Source organism: Amnibacterium setariae, from assembly GCF_003581425.1.
Classification (GTDB): Bacteria; Actinomycetota; Actinomycetes; order Actinomycetales; family Microbacteriaceae; genus Amnibacterium; species Amnibacterium setariae.
This window is the reverse complement of record NZ_QXTG01000001.1, coordinates 1,022,415-1,040,624: the sequence shown is the minus strand read 5'-3', so window position 1 is coordinate 1,040,624 and position 18,210 is coordinate 1,022,415. Positions and strand designations below refer to the sequence as shown.

At 74.7% G+C, this 18,210-nt stretch carries 16 protein-coding genes and 1 tRNA gene; 4 read left to right on the top strand and 13 right to left on the bottom strand.

Translation table 11 applies throughout. The annotated features are described in order from the left end of the window. The first annotated feature begins 148 nt into the window (after positions 1-148). A complete protein-coding gene (locus tag D1781_RS17335; RefSeq protein ID WP_147392041.1) occupies positions 149-352 on the top strand; it encodes a hypothetical protein in 204 nt (67 codons plus the stop codon). A gap of 58 nt (positions 353-410) precedes the next feature. Here the strand turns inward: D1781_RS17335 and D1781_RS05235 are convergent, their stop codons facing one another. After that, entirely contained in the window at positions 411-1,583 is a 1,173-nt protein-coding gene (locus D1781_RS05235; protein WP_119481164.1) for an RtcB family protein, read from the bottom strand. A 328-nt stretch (positions 1,584-1,911) separates the two neighbouring features. Next, entirely contained in the window at positions 1,912-2,799 is an 888-nt protein-coding gene (locus D1781_RS05230) for an NAD-dependent epimerase/dehydratase family protein (RefSeq protein WP_119481163.1), read from the bottom strand. Positions 2,800-2,911: 112 nt separating this feature from the next. Between D1781_RS05230 and D1781_RS05225 the strand changes: the two genes are divergently transcribed. Then, positions 2,912-3,490 (top strand): TetR/AcrR family transcriptional regulator, encoded by a 579-nt coding sequence (locus D1781_RS05225; RefSeq protein ID WP_119481162.1) that lies wholly within the window; start codon positions 2,912-2,914, stop codon positions 3,488-3,490. A gap of 13 nt (positions 3,491-3,503) precedes the next feature. Here D1781_RS05225 and D1781_RS05220 read toward each other — a convergent pair whose 3' ends face one another. Both D1781_RS05220 and D1781_RS05215 read right to left on the bottom strand, forming a co-directional pair. After that, positions 3,504-5,006: a hypothetical protein gene (locus D1781_RS05220; protein ID WP_233551016.1), complete on the bottom strand. Its 1,503-nt coding sequence runs from the start codon at positions 5,004-5,006 to the stop codon at positions 3,504-3,506. Between the two features lie 174 nt (positions 5,007-5,180). Then, a complete protein-coding gene (locus tag D1781_RS05215; RefSeq protein ID WP_119481161.1) occupies positions 5,181-6,194 on the bottom strand; it encodes an aldo/keto reductase family protein in 1,014 nt (337 codons plus the stop codon). 119 nt (positions 6,195-6,313) lie between these two features. On the opposite strand from D1781_RS05215, the gene glgX reads away from it, so the two are divergent. After that, complete coding sequence (gene glgX / locus D1781_RS05210) at positions 6,314-8,359, top strand: glycogen debranching protein GlgX (RefSeq protein ID WP_119481160.1); 2,046 nt, start codon at positions 6,314-6,316, stop codon at positions 8,357-8,359. Positions 8,360-8,423: 64 nt separating this feature from the next. Here glgX and D1781_RS05205 read toward each other — a convergent pair whose 3' ends face one another. From D1781_RS05205 to D1781_RS05170, 8 genes are all read right to left on the bottom strand, one after another. Continuing rightward, positions 8,424-8,747, bottom strand: coding sequence for a hypothetical protein (locus D1781_RS05205; protein ID WP_119481159.1), 324 nt, complete (start codon positions 8,745-8,747; stop codon positions 8,424-8,426). Positions 8,748-8,832: 85 nt separating this feature from the next. Next, positions 8,833-9,663 carry an HAD family acid phosphatase gene (locus D1781_RS05200; protein ID WP_119481158.1) on the bottom strand — a complete coding sequence of 277 codons (831 nt, stop codon included), beginning with the start codon at positions 9,661-9,663 and terminating at the stop codon, positions 8,833-8,835. Between the two features lie 174 nt (positions 9,664-9,837). Next, positions 9,838-10,359: an ATP-dependent endonuclease gene (locus D1781_RS05195; RefSeq protein WP_199706396.1), complete on the bottom strand. Its 522-nt coding sequence runs from the start codon at positions 10,357-10,359 to the stop codon at positions 9,838-9,840. Then, positions 10,356-11,696, bottom strand: coding sequence for a CoA transferase (locus D1781_RS05190; protein ID WP_119481157.1), 1,341 nt, complete (start codon positions 11,694-11,696; stop codon positions 10,356-10,358). The genes D1781_RS05195 and D1781_RS05190 overlap by 4 nt, the downstream gene beginning before the upstream one ends. Before the next feature lie 164 nt (positions 11,697-11,860). Further along, positions 11,861-12,475: a hypothetical protein gene (locus D1781_RS05185; protein WP_147392040.1), complete on the bottom strand. Its 615-nt coding sequence runs from the start codon at positions 12,473-12,475 to the stop codon at positions 11,861-11,863. Between the two features lie 35 nt (positions 12,476-12,510). Then, positions 12,511-13,488 (bottom strand): ribose-phosphate diphosphokinase, encoded by a 978-nt coding sequence (locus tag D1781_RS05180; protein WP_119481155.1) that lies wholly within the window; start codon positions 13,486-13,488, stop codon positions 12,511-12,513. Continuing rightward, on the bottom strand, positions 13,485-14,954 hold the full coding sequence (glmU, locus tag D1781_RS05175) for a bifunctional UDP-N-acetylglucosamine diphosphorylase/glucosamine-1-phosphate N-acetyltransferase GlmU (protein WP_119481154.1): 1,470 nt from the start codon (positions 14,952-14,954) through the stop codon (positions 13,485-13,487). The genes D1781_RS05180 and glmU overlap by 4 nt, the downstream gene beginning before the upstream one ends. 32 nt (positions 14,955-14,986) lie before the next feature. After that, positions 14,987-15,058, bottom strand: a tRNA-Gln gene (locus D1781_RS05170). Positions 15,059-15,138: 80 nt separating this feature from the next. Here D1781_RS05170 and D1781_RS05165 point away from each other — a divergent pair. Next, positions 15,139-16,617, top strand: a complete 1,479-nt coding sequence (locus tag D1781_RS05165) for a glycosyltransferase family 39 protein (protein WP_119481153.1) — start codon at positions 15,139-15,141, stop codon at positions 16,615-16,617. A gap of 16 nt (positions 16,618-16,633) precedes the next feature. On the opposite strand, the gene D1781_RS05160 is transcribed toward D1781_RS05165, so the two are convergent. Further along, positions 16,634-18,055: an APC family permease gene (locus tag D1781_RS05160; RefSeq protein ID WP_233551015.1), complete on the bottom strand. Its 1,422-nt coding sequence runs from the start codon at positions 18,053-18,055 to the stop codon at positions 16,634-16,636. Positions 18,056-18,210 lie beyond the last annotated feature (155 nt).

The following is an 18,210-nucleotide window of genomic DNA, read 5'->3' as shown; positions in this document are numbered from 1 at the left end:
GCTCGGTCCACGTCCAGGTGCCGTGCAGGTCGACGGGCGGCCTCAGGGCCGACCCGGGGAGCCGCGGCCGGCGTACGCTGCGCGCACGACCCGGTCCGACCGCGCTCCCGCCGACCGCTCCGAGCCGACGGAGCAGCAGGAGGAGACCGTGTCCCGGAAGCAGCACCGGCTGCCCGCGGCGAAGCCGTGGGTGCCGCTCGTCGCGGGCGACGAGAAGCCGTTCGACCAGACCAACGGGGTCGTCGACTTCGACACGGCCGCGAAGGACGACGGGCCGGAGCCCGACCTGATCGGCAGGGCCGTCGCCTCGAACACCGTCAACGTCGGCTTCTTCGGCGGCGGCGGGTTCTGACGTCGGGACGCCGGCGGCCCGGCCGGGAGACGCGGTGCGCCTCCCGGCCGGACCCGGCTCAGTCGCCCTTCACGTTGACGAGCTGCCGCAGCACGTGCCGCACCCGGACGAGGTCCGCGGCGTCGGCCATGACCTGCTCGATCGGCTTGTACGCCTGCGGGATCTCGTCGAGGAAGGCGGCCGTGTCGCGGAACTCGATGCCGACCATCGCCTCGCGGAGCTGGTCGTGCGTGAACGTCCGCCGCGCGGCGGACCGCGAGTAGGACCGACCGGCGCCGTGCGGCGAGGACTCGAGCGCCATCCGGTTCCCGAGCCCCTCCACCACGTAGGAGGCGGTGCCCATCGAGCCCGGGATGAGGCCCGCCTCGCCCTCGCGGGCCGAGATCGCGCCCTTCCGGGACACCCAGACGTCCTTCCCGAAATGCCGCTCGAGCTGCGTGAAGTTGTGGTGGCAGTTGATCCGCTCCTGCTCCACGACGGCCTCGCCGAGGTGCTCGGACAGCTGGCGGACGACCCGGTCCATCATCTCCTCGCGGTTGAGGAGCGCGAACCGCTGCGCCCACCGCAGCTCAGCGATGTAGCGGTCGAACTCGACCGTCCCCTCCACGAGGTAGGCGAGGTCGCGGTCCGGCAGTTCGATCCACCACTTCGTCATCAGGGCCTGGGCGACCTTGATGTGCGCCTGCGCGATCCGGTTCCCGACGCCGCGGCTGCCCGAGTGGAGGAACGCCCACACCCGGTCCTGCTCGTCGACGGACACCTCGATGAAGTGGTTCCCGCTGCCGAGCGACCCGAGCTGCTGCCGCCACGCCTTCGCGGTCCGGTCCGGCTCGAAGCCCGCGTCGGCGGCCAGCGCCTCCAGCTCCGCGACCCGCGGCGCCGCCGTGGCGACGATCTTCGCGTTGGCCGCGCCCGCGGACAGCGGGACGGCGCGCTCGATCTGCTGCCGCAGCGCCGCGAGGTCGCCGCGGCGCTCGAGGGCGCCCCGGTCGAACTGCGTGCGGACCGCGATCATGCCGCAGCCGATGTCGACGCCGACGGCGGCGGGCATCACGGCACCGAGCGTCGGGATGACCGAACCGACGGTGGCGCCGAGCCCGAGGTGGGCGTCCGGCATCAGGGCGATGTGCGGGTGGATGAACGGCATCCGCGCACTGGTGCGGGCCTGCTCGAGGGTGGACTCCTCGAGCACGCTCGCCCAGCTCACGAGCCGCTTGGCGAGGGTCTGCATGAGACCGCTCCTTCCTGTGGTGGAGACCGGTGACCGCGGTTCGGGCACGCGGCCTCCCACGAGGAAGGCAGGCGGGGACGCCCGGACCATGACCCGGCCCGGGCGATGCGCGACGACTACTGCGTCGCGCTCGGACGGGCCGGGAGCAGGGGCTGGAGATTCACGAGGCGTTCGCTCTTCCGATACGACATCGCGGTTCCTTCCTCTGCTCGACCGGACGCGCGCCGGGTCCGGCGCAGCCGGGCGACGTTACGGCAGTCCGAGCGGCGGCACAAGAGCCGTCCTCCGACCGTCGCGCCTCCGGATGCCGATCGCCGACGGCGACGGCCTACGGCCGGAGGTGGCGCTCGAGGTCCTCGAGCAGGCCGAGGTGCGTCGGCGTCCAGCCGAGCTCCGCCCGGGTGAAGGCGCTCGACGCCGGCTGGTCCGCCGCGAAGATCGGGCCGATCGGGCCGTAGGTCTCCTCCGGCAGCTGCTGGACCGGCAGCTCGAGGCGCCGCCCGATGACCGCCGCGATGTCGCGGACGGCGTCGCCCTCGTCCTGCACCGCGTGCCACGCCGATCCGGCCGGGGCGCGCTCGATCGCGAGCCGGAACAGCACCGCCGCGTCGAGGGAGTGCACCGCGGGCCAGCGCTGCTCACCGGTCCCCGGGTAGCCCGAGACGCCGGACCGCCGCGCCATCTGCGTGAGGATCCCGGCGAACCCGCCGTCGCCGTCCTTGTGCACCGTGCGCGGGAGCCGCACCGCCGACGTCCGGACGCCGCGTGCCGCGAACTCCTCGAGCACGCGCGTCACGGTGGCGCCCCTGCCGCCGACCGGTCCCTCGGTGGGCAGCGGATCCGACTCGACCGACGGGCGTCCCACCGCGGAGGGCGTGCCGGACACGATCGCGAAGGGGCGGTCGCTCCCGACGAGAGCGGCGGCGATCGTCTCGATCGCCGCGGTCTCCTCGGCGATGTTCGCCGCGAGCGCGTCCGGTCCCGAGAAGTCGTTGCCGAAGGCGAGGTGGATCGCGCCGTCAGCGGCGTCCGCCGCGGTCCGGATCGCGGCGAGGTCGGCGAGGTCGCCGCGCACGACCGCGGCTCCCGCCTCCCGAGCGAGCGCGGCAGAGGCATCCGACCGGGCGAGCACGGCAGCGCCGTGCCCGTGCTCGATGAGCTCGGCCACGACGGCCGACCCGATGTTGCCGGTGCCGCCGGTGATGAAGAGCTGCATGAGGACCTCCCGAGGTGATGCGACTGATGTCCCATCACCGTAGCACCGTGATGCGACAACAGTCCCATCAGTGGGGTGATGGGATGCGAGTCCCGTCGAATAGCCTGGTCGGATGGGCCGCTGGGAACCGGGAGCGCGCGAGCGCCTCGTGCTCGCCGCGGTCGACCTGTTCCACGAGCAGGGCTACGACGAGACGACCGTGGCGCAGATCGCCGAGCGCGCCGGCGTGACGCGGAGCACGTTCTTCCGGCACTTCCCGGACAAGCGCGACGTGCTGGTCGCCGGCCAGGCGGCGCTCAGCGCCCTGCTCGCGGAGGGCATCGCCGAGGCACCGGCGGGCGCGTCTCCGCTCGACGCGGTGGCGGAGGGGCTCCGCCGCGCCGCTGCCGTCTACGGGCCGATGAGCAGGGAGATCGCGCCCCGGCTCGAGGCGGTCATGAGCGCCAGCGCCGAGCTGCGGGACCGCAACGCGCAGAAGGCCGTCGGGCTCGCCGCGGCGATGGAGGAGGCCCTGGTCGCGCGGGGCGCCGCCCCGGTCGTGGCGCGGCTCGCCGCCGAGCTGGGCGTCCTCGCGCACCATCGCGCGTTCGAGCGCTGGGCGGCCGAGCCCGACGCGACCACCGAGGCCATGGCCCGCTACGCGGTCGAGGCGCTCGACGACCTCCGGGTCGCCGCGGCCGCGCTCGGCTGACCGGGCCGACCGCCTACTGGTAGGTGATCAGGTCCGGCGTCGGGTGCACCTGCTGGATCGTCTGCCGCGGCGTGAGCACCGGGTGGTCGGTCTTCAGGAAGTTCTTCCAGCCCCAGCCGACGTGCGGGGCGCCGGCCCGGACGGCGCGCCAGGTCGCCTGCTTGTCCGGCTGCGAGCCCTGCCCGTCGACGTGGATCAGCACGTCGAGCTCGGGGCGGTCGACCACGATCTCCTGCCGCTGCTGCAGCATCGTCAGCCGGAACTGGTGCAGCACGAACGGCTTCGGCGGCAGGCCGTGCGTCCGCACGAGGTCCGCGAGCCAGGCGGAGGTGCGGTTCACCTCCGCCGCGGACACCCGCCCGATCTGCACGAGCGGCTTCTGCTTCGGGCCGAGCCGCCACTCCGGGTCGAGGGCGAGGCCGACGCCCGGCTTCTCCAGCAGCGACGCGTACTGCTTCGCCTGGCTCAGGAAGTCCTCGCGCCCGGGCTGGAGGTCGAGGATCACGGGCACGCCGGCCTTCAGCGCGCGGTCGACGTACGGCTCGAGCGCCTCCGGGTCGATCTCGCCGGAGTAGTCGCCGTCGCCGGTCGGGCCGCCGGAGGCGACCGTGGCGATCACCTCGAGCATCGGCGAGACCTTCCGGGCGGTCAGCGCCTGGTACTGCCCGGCCAGCGCCGTCGCGCGGGCGATCGTGGCCGGGCCGTCCTGCCGGCCGAGCACGCCGAGCACGGGGGCGCCGGGGGTGCCGTAGAGGGCGACGTGCAGGCTGCGGCCGTCCCACGCGCGCTGACCGCCGTCGGGGTAGGTCCAGCCCGTCCGCGCGGCGGTCACTGCCCAGTCGAGGTCGCCCCGTGCGTGGAAGCGGCTGCCGATCAGCACCGCCCGGGCGCGCTTCGCGCGGGAGAGCGCCCGGACCGCGGCGGCGCTGCCGTTCAGGTCCGGCCCGCCCGTCACGACCTGCCCGCCGGCGGCCCGGGCGGTGGCGATCGCCGCGGTGTCCGCGCCCGGGTCCGCGACGACCGCGACCAGCGCCCGCCCCGCCGGGGCGCTCGGCGCCGCGTCGCCCGCGCGCCGCGCGCGGACCCCGGGGAGCGCGGCGCCGAACCCGACCGCCCACGTCGCTCCGAGTCGCTGCACCTCGTCGCGCACGTCGCCGTCCTCCGCCGCAGCGGGCGTCCCCGAGGGCGACGGGGACGGGCTCGCCGATGCGGACGCGGCTCCGCGGACGAGCAGCATCGGGACGCGGAGTCGCGCCGCCTCCGCCGCCGCCCGGCGCTGCGCCGCGCCGTCGCCCGCCGGCGCCAGCACGACGCCCGGGGACGCGGCGAACACCGAGCGGCTCACCTGCACGGCCCGCTCCGGCGCGCGGGACGCGTCGGCGACCGCCGTCGCATCCGACGCGACCAGCCGGACCGCCGCCGATCTCGGCGTCCGGGTGGGCTCCGGCGCCGGCGCGGCGGTGCAGCCGCTCAGGACGAGCGCGGCGGCGGCGAGGACGACGACGAGGGCACGCACCCGCTCCAGTCTGCCGAGTGCGCGCCCTCCGACCGGCGCGGATCCGGAGTTCCTGCGCGACACGCCGCCGCCCACGCCCGCGCGGCGGCGTGTCGTCAGAGAACTCCGGATCCGCGGAGGAAGTCCGGATCCGCGAAGACCCGGGTCGGTCGGGTCGGGTCGGGGCGGGGCGGGTCAGGCGAGGCGCTGGGCCGGGGCGTTGGCGGCCGTGCGGGCCGGGTCGCGCTCGATCGCGTCGCCGAGCACCTCGTCGATGCGCTCCATCAGCGGCAGCGGGATGACGACGCCAGCGGCCTTCACGTTCTCCGCGACCTGCTCGGGCCGGGAGGCGCCGATGATCGCGGAGGCGACGTTCGGGTTCTGCAGCACCCAGGCCACGGCGAGCTGGGCCGGCGTGAGGTCGAGCTCCGCCGCGATCGGCCCGAGCTCCTGCACGCGCGCGAGCAGGTCGTCGCGCAGCCAGCGCTGCACGAACTGCGCGCCGCCGCCCTTCTCGTCGGTGGCCCGGCTGCCGGCCGGCGGCTGCCGGCCGGGCTTGTACTTGCCGGTGAGCACGCCCTGCGCGATCGGCGAGAACACGACCTGGCCGATCCCGAGCTCCTGCGACGCCGGCACGACCTCGCCCTCGATCACCCGCCAGAGCGCGGAGTACTGCGGCTGGTTCGACACGAGCCGGAAGCCGAGGTCCGCCGCGAGCGCCTGCCCGGCGCGCAGCTGCTCCGCGGTCCACTCGGAGACGCCGATGTAGAGCGCCTTGCCCGCGCGCACGACGTCGGCGAACGCCTGCATCGTCTCCTCGAGCGGGGTGAAGGCGTCGTACCGGTGCGCCTGGTACAGGTCGACGTAGTCCGTGCCGAGCCGCGCGAGCGAGCCGTCGATCGACTCGAGCACGTGCTTGCGCGACAGCCCGGTGTCGTTGTGGCCCTTCGGGCCGGTCGGGAAGTACACCTTCGTGAACACCTCGAGCGACGCCCGGCGGACCCCCTTCAGCGCCCGGCCGAGCACCTCCTCCGCCGCGCCGTTCGCGTACGCGTCGGCGGTGTCGAAGGTGGTGATCCCCGCGTCGAGCGCGGCGCGGACGCACGCCGTCGCGGCGTCGTCCTCCACCTGCCCGCCGTGGGTGATCCAGTTGCCGTAGGTGATCTCCGAGACCTTCATGCCCGATGCGCCCAGATGACGGAACTCCATGGGCCGACCGTAGCGGTCGGCGAGGACACGGCCGGCTCCCTGCTCCCGGTGGCCGGACGCCCAGTCTCGGCCGCGCCCTCGTCGTTACCCTCGGCCGACCGCTCCCCGGAAAGGCCCTCATGACGGACCGTCGCTCCCGCTCGTACCCGCTCGGCGTCACCCTCGAGGACGGCGGCGCCAACGTCGCGGTCTACTCGGAGACGGCGTCGAACGTCTTCTTCTGCTCCTTCGACGGCGACGCGGAGACGCGGATCGAGCTCACGCACCGCACCGGCTACGTGTGGCACGGCTTCGTCGAGGGCGTCGCCCCGGGCACCCGCTACGGCCTCCGCGTCGACGGGCCGTGGGATCCGGCGAACGGCCTGCGCCACAACGTGAACAAGCTGCTGCTCGACCCGCACGCCCTCGCCGTCTCGGGCGAGTACGAGGTCGACCAGCGGCTCTTCGGGCACGACATGGACGCGCCGGAGGAGATGGACCCGTCCGACTCGGCCTCCGCGATGCCGCGCTGCGTCGTGGTGGACCGCTCGTTCGACTGGGGCGACGACCCGGTGCCGACGCGCACGCGGGTCCCGCTCGAGGAGACCGTCGTCTACGAGACGCACGTCAAGGGCTTCACGAAGCGCATGCCGGGCGTGCCGGAGGAGCTGCAGGGCACCTACGCCGGCCTCGCGCACCCGAAGGCGATCCAGCACCTCGTCGACCTCGGCATCACCTCCGTCGAGCTGCTGCCCGTGCACCAGTTCGTGCAGGACCAGACGCTGAAGGACAAGGGCCTCTCGAACTACTGGGGCTACAACTCCATCGCCTTCCTCGCCCCGCACGGCGCCTACAGCTCCGCGGGCGACGCGGGCGCGCAGGTCGCCGAGTTCAAGACGATGGTGAAGGCGCTGCACGCCGCCGGCCTCGAGGTGATCCTCGACGTGGTCTACAACCACACCGCCGAGGGCAACCACATGGGCCCGACGATCGCCTACAAGGGCCTCGACAACGGCGCCTACTACCGCCTCGTCGACGAGCAGCGCGACTCCTACTTCGACACCACCGGCACGGGCAACAGCCTCAACGTCCTGCACCCCGCGGCGCTCGGCCTGATCATGGACTCGCTCCGCTACTGGGTGCAGGAGATGCACGTCGACGGCTTCCGCTTCGACCTCGCCACCACGCTCACCCGGCAGGGCGGCGAGGTCGGCCTGCGCAGCGCCTTCCTCGACCTCACGCTGCAGGACCCGGTGCTGCAGCCGATCAAGCTGATCGCCGAGCCGTGGGACACCGCCGGCTACCAGGTGGGCGAGTTCCCGGCCGAGTGGTCGGAGTGGAACGGCAAGTTCCGCGACGACGTGCGCGACTTCTGGTCGGGCGCGGAGAGCCTGCTCGGCACGACGAGCCAGCGCGTGCTCGGCAGCCCGGACATCTACCAGCCGGACCGCCGCTCACCGCTCTGCAGCGTGAACTTCGTCACCGCGCACGACGGGTTCACCCTCGCGGACCTCACCGCGTACGCCGAGAAGCACAACGAGGCGAACGGCGAGGACAACACCGACGGCGAGAGCGACAACAAGTCGTTCAACGGGGGCGCGGAGGGCCCGACCGACGACGCCGAGGTGAACGCCTACCGCCTCCGCCAGCGGAAGAACTTCCTCGCGACCCTGCTGCTGTCGACCGGCGTGCCGATGCTGCTCGGCGGCGACGAGCTCGGCCGCACGCAGGGCGGCAACAACAACGCCTACTGCCAGGACAACGAGATCTCCTGGTACGACTGGGACGCCGTCGACGAGGAGCTGCTCGCCTTCACGAAGCGGCTGCTCGCGATCCGGCGGGAGAACGAGGCGCTCCGGCCCTCCTGGTACCACTACGCCCCGGCCGAGGGCGTCACGGACTGGGTCGTGCTGAAGCGCTCCGACGACCAGGAGTTCGCCGAGGGCGACTGGGACGACCCCGAGGCGCGGACGATCACGTTCCTGCTCGGCCACGAGGGCGGGGACGCCTTCGCGCTGCTGCTGAACTCCGCCGCGAACGGCGTCGAGTTCCAGGTGCCCGCGGCGCCCGGCGCGGAGTGGGAGCTGGCGCTCTCGAGCGACCCCGAGCAGGTCGTCGAGGGCCCCGTGTCGACGCTGATCGTGCGCGACGGGTCGTTCACCCTGCTGCGCTCGGCAGCGGCCTGACGGACCGCCTCGGGTCCGGGAGCGCCCTGCGCCTCCCGGGCCCGCGGCCGCGTCAGCGTCCGCCTCAGCGGCGCAGGATCGGTCGCCCCGCGGCGATCCAGCCGATCAGGGTGACCAGCAGTACGTTGACGACGCCGATCGCGAGCGCGCCGGCGACGACGAGCACCGACAGCGCGAGCGTGGGCGGCGCGGTGAAGAGCGGCAGCGCGGCGGCGGCGACCACGCCCGCCGGCCCGAGGGGCACGCCGACCAGCGCGATCGCGGCGGGGTCGACCAGCCGCGCGGCGACGAGGGCGAGGAGCAGCACCGCGAAGCCGGCCGTGCCGGCGACGTAGAGCGCGCCGGGCGTCGGCCGGCGGCGCAGCGGCAGGTGCAGGCCGACGGTCATGGCCGCGATCCTGCTGGTCACAGCCCGCTTCGGCCAGCCCCGGTTCCGGTGGCACGCCCGCGAGGGGCGTGCCACCGGCGCCCGGTCAGGGCAGGTAGTAGTTCGGGTTCGGCAGCTTGAAGCCCTTGTCCGCCGAGCCGCCCTTCAGGTCGCTGTACTGGTCGCCGACGTTCGCGACGATGTCGTAGCCGAGCGACTCGATGTGCTTCCGCGTCGCGGACTTGTACTCGATCGTCGTGCACGCGTCGTCACCGCAGCGCTGGGTGAGGTAGGTCGGGTAGTCCGCGAGCGCCGGCTTCGTGTAGAGGCCGTCCTCGGGGCCCGTCCCGTCCGGGTCGGTCGGCTGCGGGTAGCCCGCGTCGACGCCGGTGCCGTCCTTCGTCAGGTTGCCGAGCGTGGCGACCTCCTGCGCGGCGCCGCGGCCGGTGAGGAAGAAGACGGCGTAGCCGTGCGCCTTCGCGGCCTTCACGAGCCGGACCATGCCGGGCACGGCCGGGAACAGCTGGTCGGTGACGTACTGCCCGTTCGTCGTCGGGTTGTACGCCCAGTTGCTCTTCACCTCGTAGTTCCAGGTGGCGAGGGCGGTGTCGTCGACGTCGAGCAGGATCGCCTTCTTCTTCCCGCGCGCGTGGTGCGCGTGGGCCAGGTACTTCGCGGCACGGCGCTCGACGCCGTGCACCTCCTTCACGTAGTTCGACTTCGCGCCGATCGTGCCGGTCTTCAGCGGATCGCCGTAGTAGTTCGCGATCTGCTGCCGCAGCACGTCGATGTTCGTGATCGAGTCGGCGCGCTTCGGGGTCGAGGTGCGGATCGCGGGCTGGGCGACCTCGGCGACGGCGACGCCGCCGACGCCGACCAGGGCGGCGGTGGCGATCGCGGCCGCGACGAGGCGGCGGCGGGTGCGGAGGATGGGCATGGCGGTCCTTCCGGTTCGGGACGGGTGGCGGCCTCACGGTAGGCAGGGGCTCCGACCGCGCGCACGGGCGCACGCCGATCCCCGCCGACGCCATCCGCTCACCGGAACTCCTGCGCGTCGTGCGGCGTGTCCGCCCGCCCGCTCCCACCTCCGCGACGCCGTCGGCGGGCGGGATCAGCCGCCCGGCGCGGCCCGACGCCCGGCGCGGTCGAGCAGCGCGGCCAGCGGCGGCGGTTCGACCCCGTCCGGGAGCGCCTCGGCGAGCGCGGCGTCGATGCGCGCCTTGCGCCCCGACCCCGCCGCGATGAACCGGCGCAGCTGCGCGACCTCGGGCCGGCCGCGGTGCGCGGGCTGGGCCTGCAGGGTGCGGAAGGCGGGCAGGTCGCCGGTGGCCGCGAGCACCGCGAGGGCGCCGCCGACGCCGAGCGCGCGGATCAGCTCGTCCTCGAGGTCCGCCCGGCAGACGAAGACCGCGTCGTCGGGGCCGAGCGCGCGGACCACCTGGGGCGCCTCCGCCTCGTCGCAGAGCGCCAGGACCGCGCGCGGCGGCGTCGGCAGGGCCCGCAGCGCGCGCCGGACGCCCGAGGCGCCGCCCGTGGGCAGGACGGGCGGCGCGTCGCCGCCGCGCCGCGCGGCGAGCACCCGGAGCACGGCCGCGTCGCTCTCCCCCTCCACGAGCACGAGGAGGTCGGTCATGCGGGCCAGGAGGGCGCGGCGCTGCCGAGCGGCGCGGGCCCCGTGTCGAAGCGGGCCGCGACGCCGCCCACGTCGACCGGGAACGGCAGCACGGCGGCCGGGCCCCACGGGGTCTCCCGGCGCTCCCCCTCCGGCAGGGCCGGCGCGGTCGGCTCGGTCGGCTCCCCCGGCTCGGCCGGGACCAGCTCGGCGGCCGTGCGGGCGAGGGAGAGCAGGGCGCGGGACCCGCTGCCGCCGCGGAGCCGGTCGCGGAGCCCGGCGACGGCGGCCGCGGCCATCAGCCAGCCGGTCGCGTGGTCGAGGGCCTGCACGGGCAGCGGCACCGGGCGGTCGGCGCCGGCGAGCCGCATGCCCCGCTCCGCCACGCCCGCGGACATCTGCACGAGCGAGTCGAACCCGCGCCGGCCGGTCCACGGCCCGTGCCAGCCGTAGGCGGTGAGCGCGACCTCCACGATCCCGGGACGGATCTCCTGCCGCGCCTCCTCGCCGAGCCCGATCGGCTCGAGCGCGCCGCGTCGGTACCCGTGCACGAGCACGTCGGCGCCGGCGAGCAGGTCGCCGAGCCGCTCCCGCCCCTCCGGCGTCCGCGCGTCGAGCCGGGCGGGGAGCTTGCCGAGGGTCATGTCGGGCGCGACGGCGGGCTCGTCCCAGTCGGGCGGGTCGACGCGCAGCACGGTGGCGCCGAGCGCGGCGAGCGCCCGCGTCGCGACCGGGCCGGCGATCACGCGGGTCAGGTCGAGCACCCGCACGCCGGCGAGCGGGCGCGTCGGGTCCGGGTGCCACCGCGTCTGCGCGGGCACGGTGTGGAGGCGGTCGACGAGGGGCTCCCGCCGCGCGGCCGCGCCCTGCGGGTGCGCGGTCCACGCCTCCGCGGTCCGCATCGTCGCCGCCGCGCCGCCCGCCTCGACCACGGCGGCCTCGAGGTCGTCCGCGGCCCAGGCGGCCACCCGGGCGGCGACCGCGTCCCGGTCCGCGGGCGCGTCGAGCACCCGCAGCGCGGCCGCGCGGTGCCGGGGCGCATTCGTGTGGAGGCGGATCCAGCCGTCGGCCGCGCGGTAGTCGCCCGCGATCGGGTCCCACGGCGAGGGCAGCGACCAGCCCACCGGGGTCAGCGCCTGCCGGAACCAGGCGCCGACCAGGGCGGCGTCGACGGCCGCGCTCGCCTCCGTCCCCGCCTCCCGCAGCAGCGCGACGACCGCGTCGGCGAAGGCGGCGACCGCGCCCGTCGCGAGCGCGTCGACGTCCCACGCGGCGGTCAGCCCCGTCGAGCCGCGCACCCCGCTCCCGGCGACCGTGTCGAACAGGCGGGCCGACTCGAGCTGCACCGGCGGGGTCATGCTCCGCAGTCTCGGGACGCCGCCCGGGAGGTCTCCGAGAACGTCAGTTGCGCGTCGCAGTCCCGATTGCGCCCGAGCGCTCCCGCGCAATTGCGACTGGAGCACGCAACTCCCGCACCGGCCTCGCGCTGGACCTGCGGCGCCCACGGCTGCGGCGCGGGACGTCAAGCAGGCGGGTCATCGCCGCCGAACCAGAGCAGGCGTCCCGCGGGGAGCACGCCGTGGAGCGCGCCCGCGAGCTCGAGCGCGTCCGCGCGATACGCCGCTGGCGAAGTCCCGTCCGCGGTCGCCCGCCACACGTGCACCCGGCGGCGGAGTGCGTCGGGGAACCGTTCGAGCGCGGGCTCCACGCCGTCCGGGGTCCAGGCGACGGGCCCCTCGAAGCGCAGCAGCACGGGGACGCCGCGCGTCCGAGCCTCGAGCCCGAGTGCCCCGCAGTCGCGCAGGCCGCCGTCACCCTCGCCCGCGAGGCACCAGACCGTCCAGTCGTCGCCGAGCGCGCGCTGCACCCGGGCCGCCAGCGCGAACGCCTCGACCTCGAGCGCGCGCCACGCGGCGGGCGTCGTCGGCGTGGGCAGCAGGTCGTTCGGGTCGGCCGCGATCTCGCAGCGGTCGTTCCAGTCCTCTAGCGCCGAGCGCAGGCGCTCCGACAGGCCCAGCTCCGCGGCGTCGAGCTGCCCTGCGTCGAGGTCCGCGCTCCGGGCCCACAGCGGCGAGTCGCCGGCCGTGTACTCCCACATCAGGAGCAGGGTCCGCTCGCGCGCTGCCGCAGCAGGCACGGGGCACGCTCCCCGTCGCGCCGTCGCGGTCCGGGTCAGGCGGCGCCGTTGAACATCGAGGTCACCGAGCCGTCCTCGAAGACCTCGTGGATCGCCTGCGCGATCGTCGGGGCCATCGACAGCACCTCGAGCTTCTCGAAGCGCTGCTCGGGCGCCAGCGGCAGCGTGTCCGTGACGATCACGCGGTCGACCGCGTCCGACGCGAGCCGCTCGGCGGCCGGGTCGGAGAAGATCGCGTGCGTCGCCGCGACGATCACGCCGGTCGCGCCGTTCGCCTTCAGGGCCTCCGCGCCCTTCACGATCGTGCCGCCGGTGTCGATCATGTCGTCGACGAGGAGGCACATCTTGCCGCGCACGTCGCCGACGATCTCGTGGACCGTCACCTGGTTCGGCACGGCCGGGTCGCGGCGCTTGTGGATGATCGCGAGCGGCACGTCGAGGTTGTCGCTCCAGATGTCCGCGACGCGCACGCGGCCCATGTCGGGCGACACGACGATGAGGTTCTCCATGTCGACCGTGGCCTTGATGTGGTCGATGAGCACGGGCATCGCGAACAGCTGGTCGAGCGGGCCGTCGAAGAAGCCCTGGATCTGCGCCGCGTGGAGGTCGACGGAGATGATGCGGTCCGCGCCCGCGGTCTTGAACAGGTCCGCGACGAGGCGGGCCGAGATCGGGTCGCGGCCGCGGCTCTTCTTGTCCTGCCGCGAGTACGGGTAGTACGGCACGACCGCCGTGATCCGCTTCGCGGACGCCCGCTTGAGCGTGTCGATCATGATGAGCTGCTCGACGAGCCACTCGTTGACCGGGCCGGAGTACGACTGGATGACGAACGCGTCCGCGCCGCGGACGCTCTCCTCCATGCGCGTGTAGATCTCGCCCGAGGCGAAGGTGCGCAGGTCGACCGGGAGCAGCCCGGTGGAGAGCTCGTCGGCGATGCGGGAGGCGAGCTCCGGGTGGGAGCGGCCGCTGATGACGACGAGGCGCTTCTCGCCCTGGGACTTGATGCCGGTCACGGGGTGGTGTCCTCCTCGGGCGCGCCCGTCGCACGGGCCGCGGTCGTGGCGGCATCGGTGCCCGGACGGTGGGAGGCCACCCAGCCCTCGATGTTGCGCTGCGGCGCCACGTTCACGGCCAGCGCACCGGGCGGGACGTCCTTCCGGACGACCGTGCCGGCACCCGTGTAGACGCCGTCACCGATCGTAACGGGGGCGACGAAGACGTTGTGCGACCCGGTCCGCACGGCGGAGCCGACGCGCGTGCGGTGCTTGTGCACGCCGTCGTAGTTCGCGGTGATGGTGTTCGCGCCGATGTTCGAGCGCTCCCCCACCTCCGTGTCGCCGATGTAGGAGAGGTGCGGCACCTTCGAGCCGTCCCCGATCACCGCGTTCTTCGTCTCGACGAACGTGCCGATCTTGCCGTCGGCGCCGAGCCGCGTGCCCGGCCGGAGGTACGCGAAGGGCCCGACGTCGGCGCCCGCGCCGATCACGGCGAGCGTGCCGTCGGTGCGGCTGACGCGCGCGCCCTCGCCGACCTCGCAGTCGACGAGCGTCGTGTCGGGCCCGACGACCGCGCCGGGCGCGATCAGGGTCGCGCGCTGCAGCTGCGTGTTCGGGCGGATCTCGGCGTCCTCGCCGATCACGACGGTCGCGTCGATCCACGTCGTCAGCGGGTCGACCACCGTGACGCCCGCGAGCTGGTGCCGGCGGACGATCGCGTCGTTCAGGCGCCGCGCCGCCGCTGCGAGCTGCGCGCGGTCGTTCACGCCCGCGACCGCGTCGAGGTCCGCCGCCTGCACGGCCGCGACCCGCTCGCCGTCGGCGCGGAGGCGCACGAGCACCTCCGGCAGGTAGCGCTCGCCCTGCGCGTTCGCGGACCCGAGCGCCGCGAGCCGCGGGCCGAGGCCCTGCCCGCGGAAGACGTACAGGCCGGCGTTGATCTCCGCGACGGCGCGCTCGTCGTCCGTCGCGTCGCGGTGCTCGACGATCCGTTCGACGTCGCCCGTCGAGGTCCGCAGCACGCGCCCGTAGCCGGTCGGGTCGGGCACGACCGCGGTGACGATCGTGGCGGCGGCCGCGGTGCGGCGGTGCTCGGCGAGGAGGGGGTCGAGCACGCCGCCGTCGACGAGCGGCACGTCGCCGGACAGCACGAGCACGTCGCCGTCGAACGCGCCGAGGGCGTCGACGGCGGCCTCGACCGCGCGGCCGGTGCCCGGCACCTCGTCCTGGTCGACGACCTCCGCCTCCGGCGCGTGCTCGGCGACTGCGGCTGCGACCGCGTCGCGCTCGTGCCGCACGACGACGACCAGGCGGGCGGGCGCGAGGGCCCGAGCGGCCACGAGCACGTGCGCGACCATGGGCAGACCGGCGAGCGGGTGCAGCACCTTCGGGGTGCGCGAGCGCATGCGCGTGCCCTGGCCTGCGGCGAGGACGACGACGGCGAGCTGCCGGTCCGCGGGGTCGACTGCTGGGCTGGGGGTCACGCGACTCCTCGATCGTCACCGACGGATCGCTGCTCCGCCTCCAGGATTCGAACCTAGTCCTCACAGCTCCAAAGGCTGTCGTGCTGCCGTTACACCAAGGCGGATCGGGCGCGCCAAGTCTGCCCCACCGCGCCCCGCACCAGGCGTTCATCCGCAGGCGGCACCGGGGTGCTAGGCAGAGCGGATGACCGCGGCCGCCGTCCCGCTGCGGCGCCCGTCGCCGCGCGTCCGGAGCGCGCTCGCGCCGGTGCTCGCGGGGCTCGGCGCGGCCGTCGTCGCCGGGGTGCAGGTCGGGCGGCCCGCGGTGTGGCGGGACGAGGTCGCGTCGATCGCGATGGCGCAGCGCGACTGGGACCCGTTCCGGGCGACGATCGCGCACGTCGACGCGGTGCACGCGCTCTACTACGCGGCGCTGCACCTGTGGTTCGCCGTCGTCCCGTACTCGCCGACGACGCTCCGCCTCCCCTCGGTGCTCGCCGCCGCGGGCACCGCCGCCCTGCTCGTGGTGCTCGGGCGCCGCGTCGCCGGACCACGGGCGGGCCTCGCCGCGGGTGCGCTGTCGGCCGTGCTCCCCGCGATGATCTGGGCGGGCGGGGAGGGCCGGTCGAGCGCCGCGACCGCGCTCCTCGCGACGGCCGCGACGCTCGCCCTCGTGCACGCCCTCGACGCGGACCGGCGCCGTGCGGTCGCCTGGGTCGCGTACGGGGCGCTGCTCGCGCTGACGATCGCGGTCTTCGCCGACGCGGCGCTGCTCGCCCCCGCGCACCTCGTCACCGTGCTGCTGGTCGGCCGCGGTCGTCGCCTGCCGGGCGCCGCGGCCGTCGTCGCCGGCGTCCTGCCGACCGTCCCCCTCCTGCTGCTCGCGCACGCGCAGAGCGGGCAGGTGAGCTGGATCGCGCAGCTCGGCCCGCCGCCGCTCGTGCCCGACGGGGTCGTGCAGCAGTGGTTCCGCGCCGACGCGGTCGGCGTCGCCTGGGGCGCCGCGCTGGTCGTCGGCGCCGTCGCGGCGGCCGTCCGTCGACGACCCGTGCACCGGCTCCTCGCCGTCGCGCTGCCGTGGGCGGTGCTGCCCCCCGTCGCGCTCGCCGCGACGGCGCTGACGGGCGACCCGCTCTACTGGCCGCGCTACGTCGCCTTCACGGCACCCGCCGTGGCGCTGCTCGTCGGCGCGCTGCTCGCGGCGCTCCCGCTTCCGGCCCTGGTCGCCGCGGTGCTCGTGCTCGGGCTGGTCGCCGTGCCGCAGGAGCGTGCGGACCGGCAGCCGCGGGCGAAGGCTGAGAGCGAGATCGAGCTCGCCGCACGGCTCGTCGCGGCCTCCCGCGGCCCGGACGACGGGCCCGCCGGCATCGTCTTCGGGCAGTACGGCGACGTGCGCGGGCTGACGACGCGGGCGGCGGCAATCAGCTACCCCGCTGCCTTCCGCGGCCTCGAGGACCTCACCGCGCGGGTCCCGCTCGCCCGGAGCACGGAGCTCTTCGGGTCGGACCTGCCGACGAGCGCCGCGGTGCCGCGCGCGACGCGCCTCCGCACGGTCTGGATCCTGCTCGACATGGACTCGCGGCCGAAGACCGTCGTGCCGGCGGCCGGCCTGCGCGCGGCTGGATTCACCGAGACCGGGCGGTTCCGGGCGCCGGGCAGCCTTCTGCTGCGCTGGACCCGGTGAGGCCGGCCCCGCTGAGTCAGCCGAGGTCGGAGAGGTCGCCCGAGCCGCGCCCGGTCCCGGTCGCGCGGTTCGCGACGACGGTGACGCCCCAGAGCACGAGGCCGAGCGCCAGCAGCGCCCCGGCGATCGCGTACTGGGTCCCCTCCCGCCCGGACGTCCACGGCAGCACGAGCACGACGCAGGCGACGACCCCGACGATCGGCAGGGCGGTCGGCGTGCGGAAGTGGTGGTGGTCGACCCGGTCGCGCCGCAGCACGAGGACCACGACGTTGACGACGGCGAAGACGCTGAGCAGCAGGAGGGACGTCGTGCCGCCGAGCAGCGCGACGACCGGGTTGTCGGACGCGAGCGACAGCACCGCGATCAGCACGATCGCGAGCGCGGTGGTGAAGATCACCGCCGCGTACGGGGTGCGGCGGCGCGGCAGCACGCGGCCGAGGAACGGCGGCAGCACCGCCTGGCGGCTCATGCCGTAGATGAGCCGGCTCGCCATGAGCATGTTGATCAGCGCGCTGTTCGCGACGGCGAACATCGAGATGAACGGCAGCAGGGCGTTGATCGGGAAGCCCGGCACCGCGGTCTCGACGACGGTGGTGAGCGGCGTCTCGCTCTTCGCCAGCTCGCCGACCGGCACGACCGCGACGGCCACGATCGAGACGAGCACGTAGATGACCGCGGCGAGCGTGAGCCCGGTGAGCAGCATGCGGGGGAAGATCCGCGACGGGTCCTTCGTCTCCTCCGCCATGTTCACGCTGTCCTCGAACCCGACCATCGCGAAGAAGGCGAGGGAGGTCGCGGTCGTCACGGCGAGGAGCACGGACTTGTCGCCCGGGGCCTCGAACAGCACGACCCGGGAGAAGTCGGCGTTCCCGCCGAAGATCGCGAACGAGCCGAGCAGCAGCACGAGCAGCAGGCCGGAGAGCTCGATCAGCGTGAAGACGACGTTGAGCCCGACGCCCTCCGCGACGCCGCGGAGGTTGACGGCGAGGATCACGAGCATGAAGGCGAGCGCGACGACCAGCGGCAGCAGCCCGTTCGACTCGAGCCCGAACGCCGCGTCGAAGTTCGACGCGAACGCGACGGACGCGGCCGACGCGGACGTGATCCCCGACGACATGACCACGAACATCACGAGGAACGTGACGATGTGGATCCCGAACGCCTTGTGCACGTACAGCGCGGCGCCCGCGGCCTGCGGGTACTTCGTCACGAGCTCGAGGTAGGAGAAGGCGGTGATCGTCGCGACCGCGAACGCGACGAGGAACGGCACCCAGGCCGCGCCGCCGACCTCGCCCGCGACCTGGCCCGTCAGCGCGTAGACGCCGGTGCCGAGGATGTCGCCGATGATGAACAGCAGCAGCAGCTTCGGCCCGATCGCGCGCTTCAGCTCGGTCGGCTGCTCGCCGGTGCTGCGGTCGGTCTCGGTCGTGGCGGTCACGCGCTGCCTCCTCACGGGGACGGATGCATCAGGTTCCCGGAGGACGCCCGGCCCGCGACCTTTTTGCAGGTTGTTTGCAGGTTCAGCAGCCCGCTGGTCGAGGCGCGAGCGCAGCGAGCCCTCCCGCTGATCGAGGTGCGAGCGCAGCGAGCCCT